The sequence below is a fragment of the Pantoea sp. EKM101V genome (genome assembly GCF_011800325.1).
In the GTDB taxonomy this organism is placed as follows: domain Bacteria; phylum Pseudomonadota; class Gammaproteobacteria; order Enterobacterales; family Enterobacteriaceae; genus Pantoea; species Pantoea anthophila.
On the sequence record NZ_JAALFP010000004.1, the window covers coordinates 211,484 to 231,907 of the forward strand.

13 protein-coding genes are annotated in these 20,424 nt (G+C 59.6%); 1 reads left to right on the plus strand and 12 read right to left on the minus strand.

The window, feature by feature from the left end; genetic code table 11:
- Positions 1 to 98 precede the first annotated feature (98 nt).
- The 12 genes from HFD92_RS08900 to HFD92_RS08955 form a co-directional block, all read right to left on the minus strand.
- Positions 99 to 1,565: a mannitol dehydrogenase family protein gene (locus tag HFD92_RS08900; protein ID WP_167428788.1), complete on the minus strand. Its 1,467-nt coding sequence runs from the start codon at positions 1,563 to 1,565 to the stop codon at positions 99 to 101.
- Between the two features lie 65 nt (positions 1,566 to 1,630).
- Positions 1,631 to 2,914, minus strand: coding sequence for an MFS transporter (locus HFD92_RS08905; RefSeq protein ID WP_058956697.1), 1,284 nt, complete (start codon positions 2,912 to 2,914; stop codon positions 1,631 to 1,633).
- Positions 2,915 to 2,994: 80 nt separating this feature from the next.
- Positions 2,995 to 4,005, minus strand: coding sequence for a Zn-dependent oxidoreductase (locus HFD92_RS08910; RefSeq protein WP_167428789.1), 1,011 nt, complete (start codon positions 4,003 to 4,005; stop codon positions 2,995 to 2,997).
- A gap of 10 nt (positions 4,006 to 4,015) precedes the next feature.
- Positions 4,016 to 5,230: a D-mannonate dehydratase ManD gene (manD, locus tag HFD92_RS08915; RefSeq protein WP_154927630.1), complete on the minus strand. Its 1,215-nt coding sequence runs from the start codon at positions 5,228 to 5,230 to the stop codon at positions 4,016 to 4,018.
- Between the two features lie 201 nt (positions 5,231 to 5,431).
- Positions 5,432 to 6,331 carry a lipid kinase YegS gene (gene yegS, locus HFD92_RS08920; RefSeq protein ID WP_046102207.1) on the minus strand — a complete coding sequence of 300 codons (900 nt, stop codon included), beginning with the start codon at positions 6,329 to 6,331 and terminating at the stop codon, positions 5,432 to 5,434.
- 222 nt (positions 6,332 to 6,553) lie between these two features.
- Entirely contained in the window at positions 6,554 to 7,933 is a 1,380-nt protein-coding gene (gene yegQ, locus HFD92_RS08925; protein ID WP_167428790.1) for a tRNA 5-hydroxyuridine modification protein YegQ, read from the minus strand.
- A gap of 123 nt (positions 7,934 to 8,056) precedes the next feature.
- On the minus strand, positions 8,057 to 8,764 hold the full coding sequence (gene baeR, locus HFD92_RS08930) for a two-component system response regulator BaeR (protein ID WP_009089220.1): 708 nt from the start codon (positions 8,762 to 8,764) through the stop codon (positions 8,057 to 8,059).
- Positions 8,765 to 8,770: 6 nt separating this feature from the next.
- The gene (gene baeS / locus HFD92_RS08935) at positions 8,771 to 10,156 is read right to left on the minus strand and encodes a two-component system sensor histidine kinase BaeS (protein ID WP_111209087.1); all 1,386 of its coding nucleotides are present in this window, start codon (positions 10,154 to 10,156) and stop codon (positions 8,771 to 8,773) included.
- A complete protein-coding gene (mdtD, locus tag HFD92_RS08940) occupies positions 10,153 to 11,559 on the minus strand; it encodes a multidrug transporter subunit MdtD (protein ID WP_167428791.1) in 1,407 nt (468 codons plus the stop codon). The genes baeS and mdtD overlap by 4 nt, the downstream gene beginning before the upstream one ends.
- Positions 11,560 to 11,611: 52 nt before the next feature.
- Positions 11,612 to 14,686 (minus strand): multidrug efflux RND transporter permease subunit MdtC, encoded by a 3,075-nt coding sequence (gene mdtC, locus HFD92_RS08945; protein WP_046102203.1) that lies wholly within the window; start codon positions 14,684 to 14,686, stop codon positions 11,612 to 11,614.
- Positions 14,683 to 17,805: an MdtB/MuxB family multidrug efflux RND transporter permease subunit gene (locus HFD92_RS08950; protein ID WP_167428792.1), complete on the minus strand. Its 3,123-nt coding sequence runs from the start codon at positions 17,803 to 17,805 to the stop codon at positions 14,683 to 14,685. Before HFD92_RS08950 ends, mdtC begins: the two co-directional genes overlap by 4 nt.
- Positions 17,805 to 19,037, minus strand: a complete 1,233-nt coding sequence (locus HFD92_RS08955) for an MdtA/MuxA family multidrug efflux RND transporter periplasmic adaptor subunit (RefSeq protein WP_058956690.1) — start codon at positions 19,035 to 19,037, stop codon at positions 17,805 to 17,807. Before HFD92_RS08955 ends, HFD92_RS08950 begins: the two co-directional genes overlap by 1 nt.
- Positions 19,038 to 19,277: 240 nt before the next feature.
- Here HFD92_RS08955 and HFD92_RS08960 point away from each other — a divergent pair, with 240 nt between their 5' ends.
- Positions 19,278 to 20,237 carry an aldo/keto reductase gene (locus HFD92_RS08960; RefSeq protein WP_167428793.1) on the plus strand — a complete coding sequence of 320 codons (960 nt, stop codon included), beginning with the start codon at positions 19,278 to 19,280 and terminating at the stop codon, positions 20,235 to 20,237.
- Positions 20,238 to 20,424 lie beyond the last annotated feature (187 nt).

Below are 20,424 nucleotides of genomic sequence, written 5' to 3' on the forward strand. Positions count from 1 at the left end.
AGCAATATCCCTATTACGGCTGGCAGACGCCAGCGCGTTGGCAAAGTGTCAGTCTAATCAGCACGCTGCGTCTGCGCCAGCGCTTTATTGTCCCGCCTTCAGCCGCGATTCAGGCACTGATGCACAGTGGCACGCGCGCCCTGGCTGGTCAGTTGCTGATACCAGGCCGTCAGTCGGGCGACCACGTCGTCGTTCTGCAGCAAATCATCGCCAAACACTTCGCGGAGGGCGAGCAGCGCCCGCACGCGCGCTTCACCCTCTTCGCTGGCGGCAACGCACTCCGCCAGTTTTTTCTGCATCGGATCACGGATCTCAATCGGCTGGCCCTGTTCATCAACGCCGCCCACATAGCGCATCCAGCCCGCGACGCCGAGCAGCAGCAGGTCGCAGCGGCTGCCACGCTGCAGGTGCCAGCGCAGACTGTCGAGCAGGCGCTGCGGCAGTTTTTGTGTGCCGTCAGTGGCGATCTGCCCTGTGCGATGTTTAATCGCACGGTTTTCATAGCGGGCGATCAGCGAATCGGCATAGGCATTCAGATCCACGCCCTGGGTGCGCAGCGTCGGGGCCTGTTCATCAATCATCAGTGAACGGGCGGCGGCGCGGAAATGGGGATCGGCCACACAGTCGCTGATGTACTCATACCCCGCCAGAAAGCCGAGGTAGGCCAGGAAAGAGTGACTGCCATTCAGCATGCGCAGTTTCATCTCTTCATAGGGCAGTACATCACTGACCAGTTCCGCACCCGCTTTCTCCCACGCCGGGCGACCATTAACGAAGTTATCTTCTATCACCCACTGAAAGAAGGGTTCTGCTTCAATCGCGACCGGATCTTCACATCCCAGACGCTTGTGCAGCGCGGCCAGTGCGGTGTCGGTCATGGCCGGAACGATGCGGTCCACCATGGTGGAGGGGAAGGTGATGTGCTGCTGAATGTACTCTGCCAGCGCAGGATCCTGACGCTCCGCCAGCTGGGTCACTACATTGCGGGTCACATGCCCATTCTCCGGCATGTTGTCACAGGACATCACGGTGAAGGGCGGTAATCCCAGCTCGCGGCGACGGCGGATCGCCGCCAGAATGACACCGGGCACCGTGCGGGGGGCTTGCGGATTCTGCAGGTCATGGACGATATCAGGATGATCGCTGTTTAAATTGCCGCTGGCGGGCAGATGGCAGTAACCCTTTTCGGTCACGGTCATGGAGACGATGGCGATATCCGGCTGGCTCATGGCGTTGATCACAGCTTCGATACCGTCTTTGTCGCCTTTCAGGGCGCTGGTGATGATGCCGATCACGCGAGTCTGCTGAGAGTCATCCGCCAGCTCAGTAAGGGTGTAGAGCAGATCCTGCTGACGCAGCGCCGTAATCAATCCGTTGCTGTTGATGAGGTTAACCTCGCAGTAGCCCCAGTCGCTGCCCTGTTCTTCGGCCAGCCTGTCGCTGCACATCGCCTGATGCGCGCGGTGAAAGGCACCAAAACCGATGTGTACCATGCGGGTCTTCAGTTTGCTGCGGTCATAGGTAGGGCGTTTAACCTCAGCAGGCAGGCGATCAATCTGTAACATAATCCGTCCTTTTGAAAAGCGGGGCGCTCAGCGCCCCAGTCAGCGTTCTGTTAGCGGAACAACACTCAGACCGAAACCGGTTTGTCCTGGGTTTTCGGACTGCGAATCACAAACAAGACCAGGAAGGCGCCCAGCGCGGCGACACAACCGGCCAGCACGAAGGCGCTGTCGAATTTGCCGGTGTGCTGAACAATAAAGCCGGTGACAATCGGCCCGATGATGCCGGAGAGGCTGCCTGTCAGATGTATGAAGCCGCTGATGCTGCCGATGCGACTCTTATGTACCACATCCTGAATGATGGCCCAGTAGATCGCGCCGGTGATGTAGAGAAAGAAAATCGATACCGACATCATAATCACGGCAGGCACGACCTCTTTTATCGTACCCGCCAGCGCCACGCAAATTGCCGCGGCCAGCAGTGAGACCACCAGCACAATTTTGCGTGACAACAACAGCTTGCCGGTGATGTTAAAGATTTTATCGGAGATCCAGCCGCCCAGCGCCAGGCCGACGAAACCGACGATCCACGGGATCATGGTGGTGATACTCATCGATTTAATATCCAGGCCGTGTGCCTGCACCAGATAGGCCGGGAACCAGCTCAGGAAGAAGAACAGGATGTAGTTGTAGCAGAAGAAGGCAAACGCCGTGACCAGGATAATCGGCTGGCGCAGGTAGTAACCAAACGGATGAGCCGTTTCTGACAGGTCAACCTCATCGTTCGGGCTGGTCGCCTTGAGGCGTTCGATCAGTAGCCGCTCTTCTTCAGTGACGCGCTTGCTCTTCGCCGGATTGTCCGCCGCGAAGAAGAGCCAGAATGTCATCCAGACCAGCCCGATGCAGCAGACAATCACAAACGCCGGACGCCAGCCGTAAGCCAGGGCCAGATAGCCAATAATCGGACCGGCGACGGCACCGCCCAGCGGCGACCCGGCACTCAGTAAGCCCATGGCCGTTGCGGCCTGTTTTTTCGGGAACCAGCCGTTAATCGCTTTGTTAGCCGAGGAGCAGATGGGGCCTTCTGCCATGCCGAACAGCACGCGCAGGATCAGCAGCGACCAGAAGCCGGTGGCCAGCGCGGTCATACCGCAGAAGATGGACCACGCGGCCACCGCTACGGCCAGCACGATCTTAGGGCCAAAGCGGTCGGTGGCGAGGCCGCCGACAAAGTTGAACAGGGCGTAGCCAAAGAAAAAGCTGCCGAAAATCATGCCGAACTGCTCTGCATTGATCGCCAGATCTTTTTCAACCAGCGGTACAGTGAGAGAGAGCGCGACACGATCGAGGTAATTGATCATGTAAACAAGGAACAACAATAAAACGAGGGTCCAGCGCAGATTCTTGAACATAAAAACTCCGTGATCTGTTTTCTCTTTTTAATTGAGCCAGCGCGACCGCTGGCTCAGGACACCTGGTGTTCAGCGAGTGACTACCCCATCTGCAGGATCACTTTGCAGCAGGTGCGCGGATCTTTTTCGAACAGGGTCATCGCGCGCTCAATCTCCTGCAGGGGGAAAGTGTGTGTAACCAGTTTTTCTGGCTGGATTAACCCTTTTTCTATCCAGTCGATCACCTGCGGAAAGCGGTTGCTGTTCAGACGTGAGGTAAAAAGCGACAGCTCTTTACTGGTCAGGCTCTGCTGAGTCAGGCTGCAGGGTTCACCGGAGAAGCCGAGCAGGCCGATACGCGCCGCCGGTGAGGCGAGCGCGACGGCTTCCGCCAGAATGGCGGGATGGCAGGCCGCATCAATAATCAGCGTGGGCTGCACGCCCTCCAGCTGCGCTGCCAGCGGGATTTCGCTGTTGTCGAACAGCTGGTCGGCCCCGCTCTGTTCAGCCAGCGCCAGACGTTCCGGCAGCCGATCCACCACCATCACCTTTTTCACCTTATAGACGCCTTTCAGCACCTGAATCGCGGTCAGCCCCATCGGGCCAGCACCATAAATCAGTGCCACGTCGTCCGGCTGCGGCCTGAGAAAGGCCGTGATATTGGCCGCAATGGTAAACGGCTCGACCAGACTGGCGAGCTGATCGGGAATGGTATCCGGCAGACGCCAGGCATTTTTTGCTGGTGTCAGCGCATAGTCACTGAAGCCGCCATCACGATGCACGCCCGTCACCTGTAGCGTGGTGCAGACGTTGGGGCGGCCCACCGAGCAGGGATAGCAGCTGCCGCAGCTTACGACCGGGTCGACGGCAACACGTTCACCCAGTCGGCCAGTATCGACACCGTCACCGACCGCATCGATCACGCCGAAAAATTCGTGACCAATCACCCGTGGATATTTCGCAAAGGGATTATGGCCATGCCAGATATGCACATCAGAGCCGCAGATGCTGGCATAGGCCACCTTCACCCGGACTTCCCCTGGCGCAGGCTGTGGCAGGGGACGTTCAGCGACGACCAGCCTGCCCGGTTCTTCAATTACAACGCTTTTCATAACGGTCTCCTTACCAGTTCCAGAGGGTGCCATCTTCAAGACGGGCGACCGGCAGATAGGCGGGTTCATAGGGATATTTCGCCGCCAGTTTTTCGTTGAAGTCGATGCCGAGGCCCGGCTTGTCGCCAGGATGCATATAGCCCTGGTCAAAGCTCCAGCTGGCGTCAAACAGCTCCATCATCTGCTCAGAGAAGCCCATATACTCCTGCACGCCGAAATTGGGCACCCAGAGGTCGAAGTGCAGCGCTGCGGCCATGCAGATCGGGGAGAGGTCAGAGGGGCCGTGTGAGCCGGTGCGCACCTGATAGAGCGACGCAAAATCAGCGATGCGCCGCATGCCGGTAATGCCGCCCGCGTGGGTAATGGTCGTGCGGATATAGTCGATCAGCTGCTCTTCAATCAGCTGCTTACAATCCCAGATGCTGTTGAACACTTCGCCCACCGCAATCGGTGTGACGGTGTGCTGGCGAATCAGGCGGAAGCATTCCTGATTCTCAGCCGGCGTCGGATCTTCCATCCAGAACAGACGATAATCTTCCACGCTTTTGCCAAAGCGCGCCGCTTCAATCGGCGTCAGACGATGATGCATGTCATGCAGCAGATGCTCATCAAAACCGAACTTATCGCGGATCGCGGCGAACAGTTTCGGGGTGAAATCGAGGTATTTTTCCGTTGACCAGAGCTGCTCTTCCGGCCAGTTACCTTTGGTCGCCGGTTCATAGGCCAGACCTTTCCCTTTCGCCATGCCGTAGGTGGTCTTCATGCCCGGAACGCCGCACTGGGCGCGAATCGCCTTAAAGCCCAGCTCTTTGTGCTTCGCGTAGTCATCCATCACTTCATCGATGGAGTGACCGGTGGTGTGGCAATAGACCATCACGCCCGTGCGGGAGGCGCCGCCCAGCAGCTGATAAACCGGCATGTTGGCCGCTTTGCCTTTGATATCCCACAGCGCCATATCGACCGCCGAGATCGCAGACATGGTGACCGGGCCACGACGCCAGTAGGCCCCTTTGTAGAAGTATTGCCAGATGTCTTCGATCTGATGCGCATCGCGGCCGATCAGCTGCGGGCAGACGTGATCTTTCAGGTAGGAGGCGACCGGCAGTTCCCGGCCATTGAGGGTTGCATCACCAATGCCGGTCAGACCCTGATCGGTGGTGATTTTGACGGTGACAAAGTTTCTGCCTGCGCAGGTTACAAATACTTCTGCTTTTACAATCTTCATCCTGTTTGCCTTGAGTCAGCCTTCGATGATGAAAACGTACGCGCATTAATACTACCATACAAGTTAAAAGGACAGAGTTGTGAAGCCAGTCACATGCTGTTTTTATCGCCAGAAAAAACGTGTGAAAACAGGGGTGTATGTTAATAAAGGTAACATCAGGAGGGGAGGGAAAAACAAAAAGGGGGCGCTGCCCCCTCAGCATCAGGAGAGTAAGGCACACTGCGGAGGCAGACGGCAGCTCAGCGCGCCTGCCATTACCTCAATCACAAATTCGCGTCCGGAGAGCGGTTCACCATCCAGGTTAAAGGTCATCTCATGAGGCGAGCGGATCGTCAGTGATTCCAGCTGCGTGGTGACGATGCCGGGATTGTCATCATCGCCGGTCAGGGAATGGAACAGGGTCGGCAGCAGCTCCTGCGCGGTGACGATGCTGACATCAAGCCGCCCGTCGTCAATCAGGGCAGAGGGACACAGTCGCTGTCCGCCGCCTGCCTGACGCCCGTTTCCGATGCCGATCACCAGCGCATCACCCTGCCAGGCAAAATCGGGACCGCTGATCTCACAGGTGTCGGGTTTCAGCGTGTCCATGCGCATCAGGCCGTGAATAAAGTAGGAGACACCCCCCAGCGCCGATTTCAGCTTTTCCGGGGTTTCTGTGGTGATCCGGGTGCCGAAGCCGCCAGTCGCCATGTTAATGAAGTAGTGACTCTGGTTGACCCGGGCCAGATCGATGGCACTCGCTTTGCCCTGAATCGCCAGCCGCAGTGCCGGCTCCATCTCTTCCGGGATACCGACGCTGGTGGCAAAGTCGTTGGCGGTGCCCAGCGGCAGAATGCCCAGCACCGGGCGATGTTCCGCTTCCGAAGCCGCCAGCGCCGTCGCAACTTCGTTGATGGTGCCATCGCCGCCACCGGCAACCACGGTAGCAGCCCGCAGCGTAATCGCCTCTTTGACATAGCGATCGCCGTCGCCTTTCTCAAAGGTGACGCGCACCGCAATCTCAAAGCCTTCTTCCCGCAGGGTCGTGATAGCATCGCGCAGATCGTCATTACCGGCGCCTTTCCCATTCAGGATGAGCAGCGTAAGCGGTTTATTGTCCATTGTGCGTTCCTTGATGATCTACAGAGTAGGAGGGGGAAGGTATAACACAGCTTCCAGCACCAGATTATTGGCGAAAGCATGAAAAAAGAAAACCCGCACGGGGGAGCCGGGCGGGTAAATGAGGTGGTTCCTGGTAAATCTGCCGTTTGTTGTTACTCGTTAGCAGCAGGCGGGACTATAAAGCAGCCCGGCGCAGGGGTCTGTGATCCTGTTCTGATTTCATCAATTTGTTTCCGTTGGTAAACGATTGTGAGGGGCCCTGGTATCTTCGCCGTGATCGAAGTTACGCAGCAGCAGCGCAAAGCGCAGATCCACCGCCTCAGGCACCCGCAGCCAGACGCGATGACCGTCGCCGGGTGCTATGTCGGTGGGTTCGCCACGGCTGTCCTGCAGCGCATCGAGCTGGCACTGCAGGTTGCCGTCGGGGGTCATGATCTCCACGCTGTCGTGCAGCATGAACTTATTTTTTACCGCCACTTCGGCCCATTCGCCCCGGCGTTCGCCGGTAAACTCGCCCACAAACTGCTGACGATCGGAGACGGAAAAGCCCTGCTCATAGTTCTGATAGCTGTCGTGAGTGTGACGACGCAGAAAGCCTTCGGTATAGCCGCGATGTGCCAGACCCTCAAGGGTAAGCAGCAGAGACGCATCAAAGGGTTTTCCCGCGGCGGCATCGTCAATCGCGCGGCGATACACCTGGGCGGTGCGCGCGCAGTAGTAGTAGGACTTGGTGCGCCCCTCAATCTTCAGCGAATGGACGCCCATCTCGCTGAGCCGCTCCACATGTGCCACCGCACGCAGATCCCGCGAGTTCATGATATAGGTGCCGTGCTCATCTTCGAACGCGCTCATCACTTCGCCAGGTTTCATCTTCTCTTCCAGCAGGAACACCTTGTCGGTCGGCTGACCGATGCCCAGCGCTGGCGTCACCTCCTGCACCGTCACCGGCTGGTGGATGCCGACAATGTTGCCCACCTCATCCTGCTGGCCTTCCGCCACTTTGTATTCCCAGCGGCAGGCGTTGGTGCAGGTGCCCTGGTTCGGATCGCGTTTATTCATATAGCCGGAGAGCAGGCAGCGGCCGGAATAGGCCATACAGAGCGCACCATGAACAAAGACTTCCAGCTCCATCTCTGGCACCTGCTGACGGATTTCGGCGATCTCCTCCAGCGACAGCTCGCGCGACAGAATCACCCGGCTCAGCCCCATCTGCTGCCAGAACTTCACCGTGGCCCAGTTGACCGCATTGGCCTGCACCGAGAGGTGGATCGGCATCGCCGGGAAGGCCTCACGCACCAGCATAATCAGACCCGGATCGGACATAATCAGCGCATCAGGCTGCATCGCCACCACCGGCGTTAAGTCACGAATAAAGGTTTTCAGCTTGGCGTTGTGCGGCGCGATGTTGACCACCACGTAGAATTTTTTGCCCAGCGCGTGCGCTTCGTTGATGCCCAGCGCGAGATTTTCGTGGGTAAATTCATTATTACGCACCCGCAGGCTGTAGCGCGGCTGACCGGCATAAACGGCATCGGCACCATAGGCGAAGGCGTAACGCATGTTTTTCAGCGTCCCGGCGGGGGAGAGTAGTTCAGGTTTCATGGGATTCTCACTGATGTCAGGTCAGTATGCCGCCAGAGGCGGCAGCGGCAGGGCCGTGAAGCCCTGCAAAAGGTGCGGAATTGTAGGCAGTGAGAAAAGGGAAGTAAATTGATCGGGATCAAACTAGATCAAATGACAGGCATCCGCTTCCCAGCGATAGCCCATGCCGTAGACGGCCCGGATAAAGGGTTGCTCGCTGTCGAGATTCTCCAGCTTGCGCCGCAGATTCTTGATATGGCTGTCGATGGTGCGATCGGTTACCACGCGGTAATCATCATAGAGATGGTTGAGCAGTTGCTCGCGCGAAAAGACCTTGCCCGGTTCCAGCGACAGGGTTTTCAGCAGACGAAACTCGGCCGGGGTTAAATCGAGCGGCTTATCACGCCAGCTGGCCGAAAAGCGGCTCTCATCGACTCTGAGCAGTGAACTGCTCTGCGGCTCTTCCGCCGAACGTTTTACCCGGCGCAGAATGGTCTTAACCCGCGCGACAACTTCCCGCGGGCTGAAGGGTTTGCAGATATAGTCATCGGCACCCAGCTCCAGCCCCAGCAGCCGATCGATCTCCTCGGTGCGGGCGGTGACCATAATAATCGGCAGTTCCGAATGACGGCGGATTTCCCGGCACAGCGTTAAACCATCGGTGCCCGGCAGCATCAGGTCCAGCAGCATCAGGTCGGGTGGGGTCTGGCGCACATAATCCAGCACGCCGTTGCCGTCGGCGATGTGATGGGTGCGGTAATTGGAGGCGTGCAGATAGTCGATCATCAGCTGCGCCAGTTTGGGCTCATCTTCGACCACCAGAATCAGCGGGTCGTGGTTTTCCAGGCTCATAAGCGTCTACGCAAGGGGAACATAGCGCAAGTGTAGCGCGATTTTCAGTCCACCTAAATCAGAGTGCGACGCAGAGATATCGCCACCGTGCGCGTCGGCAATGTTCTTACAGATGGCGAGGCCGAGTCCCGATCCGCCGCTGGCACGATTACGGGAGCCTTCGGTGCGGAAGAAACGTTCAAAAATCTGCGCCTGATGTTCCCGATCCACGCCCGGCGCGCTGTCATCAAACTCTACCCGCCAGTGCGGAGCCTGATACTTCAGCGTCACCTCAACCCGGCCACCGCTGTCGGTGTAGCGCAGGCTGTTCTCCAGCAGGTTGGTGAAGAGCTGTATCAGGCGATCGGGATCGCCGAAGAAGGGAGCATCATCGGGCAGGTTCAGCTTTAACGTCAGGCCATGCGCGCGGTAGCGTTCGGCAAAGCTGCCCGCCGTGACTTCCAGCAGCTGCACCAGGTCGGTCGCCTGTTTGCGGTAGGCCAGGGCGCCCTCATCCGACAGCGACAGCTGATGCAGGTCATCCACCAGCTTGGTCAGCACCACCACTTCACTCTGCAGCGAAGCGATCGCTTCCGGCGTCAGTTTGCGCACGCCATCCTGCATCGCTTCCAGTTCACCGCGCAGAATGGCCAGCGGCGTGCGTAACTCATGGGAGATATCCGCCATAAAGGCGCGGCGCATGCTTTCGTTTTTCTCCAGCGAGCTGGCGAGAAGGTTAAAGTCACCGGCCAGCTGGCCCAGTTCGTCCCGGCTGCTGACTTCGACGCGGGTGGCAAAGTTGCCCGCGGCCAGATGATGGGTGCCGTCGACCAGCCGTTTGACCGGGGCCAGCAGCCCGCGCGCCATCAGCCAGGTGGCCAGCGCCGCCAGCAGCGTCGAGAGGCCAACGATAATCCAGCTGGTGCGGCGCTGCTGCTGATCGAAGTTAATGTCTGTGCTGCGCGTCAGCCGCTCCGGCGGTGAGCCGATAACCCAGCCGACCACCTTACCGTTGCTGGTGGTGATATTGCGTCGCGTGCCCTCGGGTGGCACCGGCGTGGGCGGCCCGACCAGCACCCTGTACTGCTGGTCGAGGATCCAGAACTGGGTGCGCCAGCCATGCGGCGGCAGCTGACTGTTGCCCGGATTCTGCTCCAGCGAACGCAGCATGGTGAACACCAGACGGTCGTTGTGGCGCAGGAAATCCCAGTTGCCGTGCTGCTCATACTGATCGGCCAGCGCATCGCCGAGCAGGCTCAGGCGCTGCTGATTGCCGCGCTTGATATAGTCGACGAAGCCATGCTCAAAGCTGAGGCGGACTCCCCAGTGCATGGTAATCAGTACCAGCATGCAGGTGGCGAAAATCGCCATAAACAGTTTGGCCCCGATACCCAGGCGCAGGTTAACTCTCATTGTTTTCTCCGGCGTCGCAAATCGACGTTGCTGCTCACCTGCGGCGGAACGCGCCAGAAGATCAGCGCGGGCAGGATAATAATCAGTGACATGCACAGGTAGGTGTAAATAAACATCTGATGATCTGCTGCGCTGTTGGCTGCGCCCTCCTGAGCAAAGGCGCCCAGCAGCAGCCCGGCGACGGTGACACCAATACTCATCGACAGCTGCATAATCATTGACAGCAGGCTGTTTCCGCTCGACGCCAGCGTGTCCGGCAGCTCTTTCAGCGTCAGCGTGTTCATCGAGGAGAAGCGAATGGCATTGACCATGCCCTGAAGAAACAGCACCAGCGGCAGCAGCCAGACCCAGCCCAGGATCGCCACCAGCGGAAACAGCAGCACCACCAGCGCCAGCGCCACGGTCGACATCACCAGCACGTTGCGGTAGCCATAGCGATTAACGATGCGCACCACAATACGCTTCATCCCCATGTTGCCCAGCACCATCGGAATCATCATCAGACCGGCGTGGAACGGGCTGTAGCCCATGCCGAGCTGCAGGAAGATGGGCGTCATAAAGGGCAGCATGCCGCTGCCGATACGGCCGGTAAAACTGCCCAGCAGGCCGATAGCGTAGAGGCGGTTATCAAACAGCTTCAGGCTGAACAGCGCGTTATCATTGCCGCGCGCGTGCATCAGGTAGAACAGCAGCGAGAACAGGCCCGCAAGGATCATCGCACCCAGCAGCAGGGCGGAGCCGCCGCTGCTGCGCTGACCGTCCAGCGCCAGCGTCAGGGTCGCCATACCGGCGGCCAGCAGAAAAAAACCGGCAAAATCGAAGCGGCGGGTCTGCATGCTGTAGTTGGGCATCAGCATCAGGGTGGCAATCGCGCCGGCGATGCCGACCGGGATATTAATCAGGAAGATCCAGTGCCAGCTGGCGTATTCGACCAGCACCCCGCCCAGCGCCGGGCCCAGCAGCGGGCCAATCTGGCCGGGCAGGGTGACAAAGGTCATGGCGGACATATACTGCTCACGCGGAACGATTTTCATCACCGTCAGTCGCCCCACCGGCACCATCATGGCACCACCAATCCCCTGAACCACCCGCGCCAGCACCAGCTGATCCAGCGTGCCGGAGAGGGCACACAGCAGCGATCCCAGGCTGAACAGCAGGATCGCGCTGAAGAAGATGTTGCGCACGCCAAAGCGATCCGCCAGCCAGCCGCTGACCGGCAGCATCACCGCCACGGTGAGGACGTAATAGACGATCACCGCATGCATGTGCAGCGGACTGACGCCCAGATCGTGCGCCATCGCCGGAATAGCTGTATTCACGATGGTGGTGTCCAGCGTCTGCATAAAAAAGCCGATGGCGGCAATCCACAGCTGCCAGCGGACGTTCGTGCTTTGCGTACTCATCCCTTCCCCCGATTCAGCCGATCTGCCCGGTGGCCTGCCGCAGTCTCAGGCGTTACGTCTGCGGTGCGGCTGACCGCGACCGCTTTCTGCGCCGCAGCTTATCCATCATCAGGTAGATCACCGGCGTGGTGTAGAGCGTCAGTAACTGACTCATCACCAGACCCCCTGCAATGGTAATCCCCAGCGGCTGACGCAGTTCCGCCCCGTCGCCACTGGATAACACCAGCGGCAGCGCGCCAAACAGCGCCGCCAGTGTGGTCATCATGATCGGCCGGAAGCGCAGCAGACACGCCTGGAAAATGGCATCCCGTGCGCTGAGCTGGCCGTTGCGCTCAGCTTCCAGCGCAAAATCGACCATCATGATGGCGTTCTTTTTCACGATACCGATCAGCAGCAGGATACCAATCAGGGCAATCAGGCTGAAGGGGGTATCAAACAGTTCCAGCGCCAGCAGCGCGCCCACGCCCGCCGAAGGCAGTGTGGAAAGGATCGTCAGCGGATGCACATAGCTCTCATAGAGGATCCCCAGCACGATATAGACCGCGGCAATCGCCGCCAGCATCAGCCACAGCTGGCTGCTTTGCGACTGCTGAAACACCTGCGCCGTGCCGGCAAAGCTGCCGCGTACGCTGGAAGGCACGCCCAGCGCGGTCATGGTGCGCTCAATCGCGTCAGAGGCCTGTGACAGCGAAACCCCTTCCGGCAGATTGAACGAGATGGTCGAGGCAGCCGACAGCCCTTCATGGTTCACCGACAGTGGGGCATTGGCGGGCTGCCAGTGGGCGAACCACGACAGCGGAATCGCTTTGCCTTCGCTGTTTATCACAAACATCTGTGACAGGGCACTGATATCCTGGGTATAGCGCGGATCCACCTCCATCACCACTTTGTACTGGTTAAGCGGCTGGTAGATGGTGGAGATCTGCCGCTGACCAAAGGCGTTATTTAACAGCGCATTGGCTTCGGAGACATCGATGCCCAGACGGGCCATGCTTTCTCGATCGTAGGTCAGCGCCATCTCGCTGCCTTTATCCTGCTGATCGGAGTTCACATCCGCCAGCTGCGGCAGGGCAGAGAACGCCTGACGGATTTTCGGCTCCCAGGTGCGCAGCGCATTGAGATCGTCCGACAGCAGCGAATACTGGTATCCGGCGTTCGACTCCCGGCCGCCGACGCGCAGATCCTGCACCGCATTCAGATAGAGGCTGGCACCCGGCTCTTTCGCCAGCTTGTCGCGCAGCCGGGCGATAACCGCCTGCGCGTTCTCTTTCCGCTCAGAGAGCGGTTTCAGGGAGATAAACATGGAGCCGCTGTTGGTGCGCATGCCACCGGTAAAGCCCACCACGCTGTCTACCGCCGGGTCGGCTCCGACGATCTCCATGAAATCCTGCAGCTTACTGCGCATCGCCTGAAACGAGATGCTCTGGTCCGCGGAGATAAACCCGGCGAGTCGCCCGGTATCCTGTTCCGGCATAAAGGTTTTCGGGATAGAGACAAACAGCCAGCCGGTCAGGGCAATCGTGGCGAAAAAGAGCAGCAGCACCCAGCGCGCATGATTCAGCACCACGCTTAACGATCGGCCATAGCCCTGCTGAATCGCCATCAGCAGCCGACCTGCACCGCGCCGGCGCGGCTGGCTGCGTGGCGCGTGAGGCTTCAGCAGATACGCGCACATCATCGGCGTCAGGGTGATCGAAATAACCAGCGAGATGGCGATCGCCACCGACAGGGTAATGGCAAATTCAGAGAAGAAACGGCCAATCAGCCCGCCGATCATCAGCAGCGGCAGGAAAACCGCAATCAGCGACAGGCTCATCGACAGCACGGTAAAGCCCACTTCGCGCACGCCCTTCAGCGCGGCGGCCAGCGGTTTCATACCCGCTTCCACATGGCGGGCGATGTTCTCCAGCACCACGATCGCATCGTCCACCACAAAGCCGGTGGCTATGGTCAGCGCCATCAGCGACAGGTTGTTGAGGCTGAAGCCGCACAGGTACATGGCCGCGAAGGTGCCAATCAGCGAGACCGGCACGGCGATGGCGGGGATCAGCGTGGCGCGCCCGGAGCGCAGGAACACGAACACCACCAGAATCACCAGCCCGACGGCGATTAACAGCGACTGCTCCACTTCATGCAGCGAGGCGCGGATGGTAGGGGAGCGATCCTGGGCAATCTGCAGGTCGATGGCGGCCGGGATCACCTCATGCAGCAGCGGCATCTCAGCACGGATGCGGTCAACCGTCTCAATGACGTTCGCGTCAGGGGTTTTGCGGATCAGTAACAGCACGGCCGGTTTACCGCGTGACATCCCGGCGTTGCGTACGTCCTGAACCGAATCTTCCACGGTCGCCACATCAGACAGCTTCACCGCCGCGCCGTTTTTATAATGCACGATCAGCGGCTGATACTCGCGGGCGGTCTGCAGCGCGTCATTGGTGCGCAACTGCCAGCGCTGCTGTGAATCATCCACTGCGCCCTGCGGGCGGCGCTGGTTGGCGTCGGAAATGGCGGTACGCACCGCATCCAGCGAGACACCCTGATTAAACAGCGCCTGCGGATTCAGCGCCACGCGCACGGCGGGCAGCGAACTGCCCCCCACGGTAACGTCGCCGACCCCCTGAATCTGCGACAGCTTCTGCGCCAGCTGCGTCGAGGCATAATCGTAGAGCTGGCCCGGATTGTAGGTATCCGAGGTCAGCGTCATGATCATAATCGGCGCATCAGAGGGGTTCACTTTGCGGTAAGTCGGACGTGAGGGCATGCCGGTCGGCAGCAGGCTTTGCGCCGCGTTCAGCGCAGCCTGCACGTCGCGCGCGGCACCGTTGATGTCGCGGTCGAAATCGAACACCAGAATGATACGGGTACTGCCCAGCGAGCTCATCGAGGTCATTTCACTGACGCCCGCGATACGTCCCAGCGACCGCTCCAGCGGCGTGGCGACCGACGACGCCATAATCTCGGGTGAGGCCCCCGGCAGCGAGCCGGAGATGACGATCACCGGAAAATCGACCTGCGGCAGCGGGGCAACCGGCAGCAGCCGGAACCCCAGAATTCCGGCCAGCGCGATGGCCAGCGTCAGCAGGGTGGTAGCGACGGGCCGGTGAATAAACAGGGCAAAGAACTTCACTCTGCGGCCTCCGTGCGGCCGAAGCGGCGGCGGGTGGCGTGCGCCAGGCGATCAAACAGCAGGTAGATCACCGGCGTGGTGAACAGCGTCAGCACCTGACTCAGAATCAGGCCGCCGACCATCGCAATCCCCAGCGGATGACGCAGTTCCGCGCCGACGCCGGTGCTGAGCATCAGCGGCAGCGCACCCAGCAGGGCCGCCAGCGTGGTCATCAGAATCGGACGGAAGCGCAGCAGTGAGGCCTGATAGATGGCGTCATAGGGTTTCATCCCCTGTTCACGTTCGGCCGCCAGCGCAAAGTCGATCATCATGATGGCATTCTTTTTCACAATACCGATCAGCAGGATGATGCCGATGATCGCCACAATATCCAGCTCGTTACCGCTGAGCATCAGTGCCAGCAGCGCGCCGACACCGGCCGTGGGCAAGGTGGAGAGGATGGTGATGGGGTGGATAAAGCTCTCATAGAGCACGCCCAGCACGATATACATCGCGACAATCGCCGCCACAATCAGCCAGACGGTGCTGCTCAGCGCCGCTTCGAACGCCAGGGTGCTGCCCTGGAACTGGGTCATCATCTCCGCCGGCATCCCCAGCTCCGCTTCAGCCTGCGACACCGCTTTCACCGCATCTTCCAGCGAGTAGCCGTCAGCGACGTTGAAGGAGAAGGTCGCCGAAGGAAACTGGTCGAGATGGCTGATGCTGAGGGGCGCATGGCGCTGTTCGATGCGGGCGATGGCGCTCAGCGGCACGCTGCCGCCGTCGGTGCTGTTCAGGCGAATCGCGTCCAGGCTCTGCAGACCCGGCGTGGCGTGATTGTCCTGCTCCAGCACCACGCGATACTGATTGGCCTGGGTGTAGATGGTGGAGATCAGCCGCTGGCCGAAGGCGTTATAGAGCGCATTATCGACATCCGCCATGCTGATGCCGAGGCGGCTGGCGCTGTCGCGATCGACATTGACGTAGGCTTCCAGCCCCTGATCCTGCCAGTCGCTGCTGACATCGCGCAGCTGCGGCAGGGTTCTGAGCTGGGTCAGCAGGGCGGGCACCCAGGTGCTGAGCGACGACAGGGAACCCGACTGCAGCGTGAACTGATAGGGGGTGCGGCTCGCCTGCGTATCGATAGTGAGATCCTGCACCGCCTGCAGCCACAGCTGGACGCCCGGCAGCTGACTGACCTGCTGTTGCAGGCGCTGCTCGATTTCAGGAATGCGGTCGTCACGCTCATCCAGCGGTTTCAGGTTGATCTGCAGCCGCGCGCTGTTCAGCGAGGCGTTGGTGCCATCCACGCCGACAAAGGAGGTCAGGCTCTGCACCGCCGGATCTTTCATGATGACCGAGGCGACGTCGCGGGTTCGCTGCGCCATGCTGGCGTAGGAAACGGACTGGGGAGCCTGCAGCGTACCCTGAATAATGCTGTTGTCCTGCTGCGGGAAGAAGCCTTTGGGGATGATCATCCAGAGCACCAGGGTCAGTACCAGCGTTCCCAGCGCCACCGACAGCGTCAGCCAGGGGTGATTCAGCACCCGGCTCAGGCCGCGACCGTAAACGGCCACGATGCGGTCAAACATCGCTTCACTGGCCCGGGAGAAACGGTTCTGTTTGCGCAGCGACTCTGCGCTGAGCATTCTGGCGCACATCATCGGCGTCAGCGTCAGCGAGACCACGGCAGAAATCAGAATCGCCACCGCCAGCGTCACGGCAAATTCGCGGAACAGGCGGCCAATCACATCCCCCATAAACAGCAGCGGGATAAGCACCGCAATCAGCGAGAAGGTGAGGGAGATGATGGTGAAGCCGATCTCGCCAGCCCCTTTCAGCGCAGCGGTGAGCGGCTTTTCTCCTTTCTCGATATAGCGTGAGATGTTCTCAATCACCACGATGGCATCGTCGACCACAAAGCCGGTGGCGATGGTCAGCGCCATCAGCGTGAGGTTGTTGATCGAAAAACCGAGGAAATACATCGCGGCAAAGGTGCCGATCAGCGACAGCGGCACGGCGACTGCCGGGATCAGGGTGGCCGGCACATTGCGCAGAAAGAGGTAGATAATCATCACCACCAGCGCCATCGCCAGCATCAGCTCATGCTGTGTGTCACTGACCGACGCGCGGATATTGGTGGTGCGGTCGGTGAGCAGTTTCACCTCCACCGATTTTGGCAGCGTCGCCGTCAGCGCAGGCAGCATGGCGCGAATGCTGTCGGCGGTGGCGATGATATTGGCTCCGGGCTGACGCTGAACGTTGAGCACAATCGCCGCATCGCGGTTGGCCCACGCACCCAGCCAGCTGTTTTCCGCGCCCTGTTCGATGGTCGCTACGTCGCCAAGCCGCACCGGTGCGCCATTTTTGTAGCTGATAATCAGCTGGCGGTAATCCTCGGCAGATTTCATCTGGTCATTGGCTGACAGGGTGACCGAGCGGGTCGGGCCATCCAGGCTCCCTTTGGCGGAGTTGACGTTGGCATTGCTGATCGCGGTGCGCACGCTTTCGCTGGTCAGACCCAGCGCCGCCAGCGCCTGGGCATTCATTTTTACCCGCACGGCCGGACGCTGACCGCCCGACAGGGTGACGAGGCCGACGCCGCTGACCTGAGAAATCTTCTGCGCCACCCGCGTTTCCACCATGTCCTGAACCTGCGTCAGCGGCATGCTGCTGGTGGTGACCGCCAGCGTCATGATCGGCGGATCGGCCGGGTTCACTTTGCTGTAGACCGGTGGATTGGGCAGATCGTTGGGCAGCAGGTTGGTGGCGGAGTTAATGGCGGCCTGCACCTCCTGCTCAGCCACATCCAGCGGCAGCGACAGCTGGAACTGCAGGGTCACAACCGAGGCGCCCCCCGCGCTTTGCGACGCCATCTGTTTCAGGCCGGACATCTGGCCAAACTGGCGCTCCAGCGGGGCGGTAATGGAAGAGGTGACCACATCCGGGCTGGCGCCCGGATAGAGCGTGACCACCTGGATGGTCGGATAGTCTACTTCTGGCAGGGCCGACACCGGCAGGAAGCGATAACCCAGCACCCCGGCCAGTAAAATCGCAATCATCAACAGCGTGGTGGCGACCGGACGCAGAATAAACTGCCGTGACGGCCCGCCACTGTGATCGGGAGGCATGACCTGCATTACTCACGCTCTCCTTTTGACGGCAGGGTGGCCCGGCTGCTGCCCGGTGCACTGCTCTGGGCGGTCACGACCTCGACTTTCGCACCTTCAGTCAGGCGATCCAGACCGTCGGTGACGACACGCTCACCCGCTTCCAGACCGGCGCTGACCACCACCTTCTGGCTGTCCTGCAGCCCGGCCATCACGCTTTTCTTACTGACCTTGTTGTCGCTGTTGACCACCCAGACAAAGTGGCCCTCGTTGCCCATCTGCAGCGCGGCAGGCGGGATCACAATCGCATCCTGCAGGGTGTTGACCTTGAGACGCACATTGACGAACTGGTTGGGGAAAAGCGTGTCATCCTGATTGTCAAAACGCGCTTTGATTTTGATGGTGCCGGTGGTGACATCAATCTGGTTGTCCAGGCTCAGCAGCTTACCGCTGGCAATCAGATTCTGGTTACTGCGATCCCAGGCTTCCACCAGCAGTGGCTCACCGCTTTTCTGCGCTTTCAGAATCGGCGTGATGCTGTTTTCTGCCAGGGTAAAGACCACATCGATCGGCTGCGTCTGGGTGATGATCACAATGCCGTTGGTGTCGCCGCTGGTCACGTAGTTGCCGACATCCACCTGTTTCAGACCCACCCGGCCGGCAATGGGTGCGGTGATCCGACTGTAGGTGAGGTTAAGCTGCGCACTGGCGACACTGCCCTCATCGGCTTTCAGCGTGCCGAGCGTTTCGCTGACCAGTGAGCGCTGGGTATCCAGATCCTGTTGCGACACCAGCGATGTTTTCGCCAGCTTTTCATAGCGTGCCAGGTCCCGGCGGGCGTTAGCCAGCGTCGCCTGATCTTTCGCCAGCTGGCCCTGTGCCTGGGTGAGGGCTACCTGATAAGGCCGCGGATCGACTTCCGCCAGCAACTCGCCCGCTTTGACCTGCTGACCTTCGGTAAAATGAATCGCCAGCAGATCGCCATTCACCCGGCTGCGCACCGTGGCGGTATTGGCGGCGGTGACGGTGCCGAGACCGCTCAGATATTGCGGCACGCTCTGGCGGGTCGCTGTAGCGGCCTGAACCGGTGCCAGCGAACGGCGTGCGCCGTCATCGCCACCCTTACCGCGTGGGGCTGGCGAGCCACTCTGGCTGCTCTGCGGCTCAGCGGGGCGCTGCCAGACGTAATAGCCGCCAGCGGCCACGGCGATCAGGGCCAGCACGATCAGGGTTTTTTTCATAACAGGATGTCGGGTGCTCATGATTGTTGATGCTCTCCAGCAGTGACGTAGTCCCAGGCGCAGGCATCAAAGGGGGAGCCTGCAAACGACAGAGTGTAGTCGCCTCTGACAGGCAGAAATTGAAGGAATTAAGGATATCTGTCAGGACGGCGTAATTATGCCTGTTCTTTCATTAATCGCAGCACAATCGTCATTAAGCCATGAAAATCCCTTTGCTATGCTGAAATAAAGACCCTTTATCAGGCAAATAAGGAGCAGAGGATGAGTCAGAATCAAACCCGGCAGTTAGGTGACAGTGGTATCGCGGTGCCGTTACTGACGTTTGGCGGCAATGTATTTGGCTGGACGGTAGATCAGCCGACCTCCTTTTCGCTGCTGGATGCGCTGGTGGAGAAAGGACTCTGGTTTATCGACACCGCCGACGTCTATTCCCGCTGGGCACCGGGCAACAAAGGGGGAGAATCGGAAACCATTATTGGTGAGTGGCTGAAAAAAAGCGGTAAACGTGACCAGATCGTACTGGCGACCAAGGTCGGCATGGAGCTGTCACCCGAGAAAACCGGGCTGAAGCCGCAATATATTCGCCAGGCGGTCGAAGATTCACTGCGCCGGTTACAGACTGACTATATCGATCTCTATCAGGCGCATCGCGACGACCAGGATACGCCGCTGGCCGACACCCTGAGTGCCTTCGACAACCTGATCAGGGAAGGGAAAGTGCGCGCCATCGGAGCCTCTAACTACAGTGCGGCGCGGCTTGAGGAGGCATTGCAGGTGAGTGAGAGCCAGGGGCTGGCGCGTTATGAGACCTTACAACCTGAATATAACCTCTACGATCGTCAGCCCTATGAATCGGAGCTTGAGCCGGTGGTCATGGCGCACGGTCTGGGCGTTATTAACTACTACTCGCTGGCGAGCGGTTTTCTCAGTGGCAAATACCGGGATGCGGCTGATGCCGGAAAAAGCGCACGGGGGCAGGGCGTGGTAGAGAAATACCTCAATCCGCGCGGATTGCGGATTCTCGACGCGCTGGATACCATCAGCGAGGCGCATCAGGTGACGCCGACGCAGGTCGCACTCGCCTGGCAGATTGCCCGTCCCGGGATTACCGCGCCGATTGTCAGCGCCACCTCGCTTCAGCAGATCGACGACCTGGTGGGGGCGACACAACTGACCCTGACCCCAGAGCAGATTGCACAGCTGGACGAGGCCAGCCGCTGATTCAGGGGGCGCTAGCGCCCCTTTATCGATTACGCCTGTCAAAAAATGCGCTTTCTGCCCGCAGAATAACCATTCAGCGATCCCGATCACAAATGCGTTAATAAACTGATGTTTCAGGAAATTATGCGCACGTATTTACAAAAACTGAAGCTTATCCAGCACTATCCTCTGCGCGTCACTTCCTGTC

Bases quoted from the DNA above. Each gene is read 5' to 3' on its own strand.
- HFD92_RS08960 (WP_167428793.1), top strand. From the start codon at position 19,278: ATGAGTCAGAATCAAACCCGGCAGTTAGGTGACAGTGGTATCGCGGTG.
- HFD92_RS08910 (WP_167428789.1), bottom strand. From the start codon at position 4,005: ATGAAAAGCGTTGTAATTGAAGAACCGGGCAGGCTGGTCGTCGCTGAA.
- mdtD (WP_167428791.1), bottom strand. From the start codon at position 11,559: ATGAGTACGCAAAGCACGAACGTCCGCTGGCAGCTGTGGATTGCCGCC.
- HFD92_RS08950 (WP_167428792.1), bottom strand. From the start codon at position 17,805: ATGCAGGTCATGCCTCCCGATCACAGTGGCGGGCCGTCACGGCAGTTT.
- yegQ (WP_167428790.1), bottom strand. From the start codon at position 7,933: ATGAAACCTGAACTACTCTCCCCCGCCGGGACGCTGAAAAACATGCGT.
- HFD92_RS08955 (WP_058956690.1), bottom strand. From the start codon at position 19,037: ATGAGCACCCGACATCCTGTTATGAAAAAAACCCTGATCGTGCTGGCC.
- yegS (WP_046102207.1), bottom strand. From the start codon at position 6,331: ATGGACAATAAACCGCTTACGCTGCTCATCCTGAATGGGAAAGGCGCC.
- baeR (WP_009089220.1), bottom strand. From the start codon at position 8,764: ATGAGCCTGGAAAACCACGACCCGCTGATTCTGGTGGTCGAAGATGAG.
- baeS (WP_111209087.1), bottom strand. From the start codon at position 10,156: ATGAGAGTTAACCTGCGCCTGGGTATCGGGGCCAAACTGTTTATGGCG.
- HFD92_RS08905 (WP_058956697.1), bottom strand. From the start codon at position 2,914: ATGTTCAAGAATCTGCGCTGGACCCTCGTTTTATTGTTGTTCCTTGTT.
- HFD92_RS08900 (WP_167428788.1), bottom strand. From the start codon at position 1,565: ATGTTACAGATTGATCGCCTGCCTGCTGAGGTTAAACGCCCTACCTAT.
- manD (WP_154927630.1), bottom strand. From the start codon at position 5,230: ATGAAGATTGTAAAAGCAGAAGTATTTGTAACCTGCGCAGGCAGAAAC.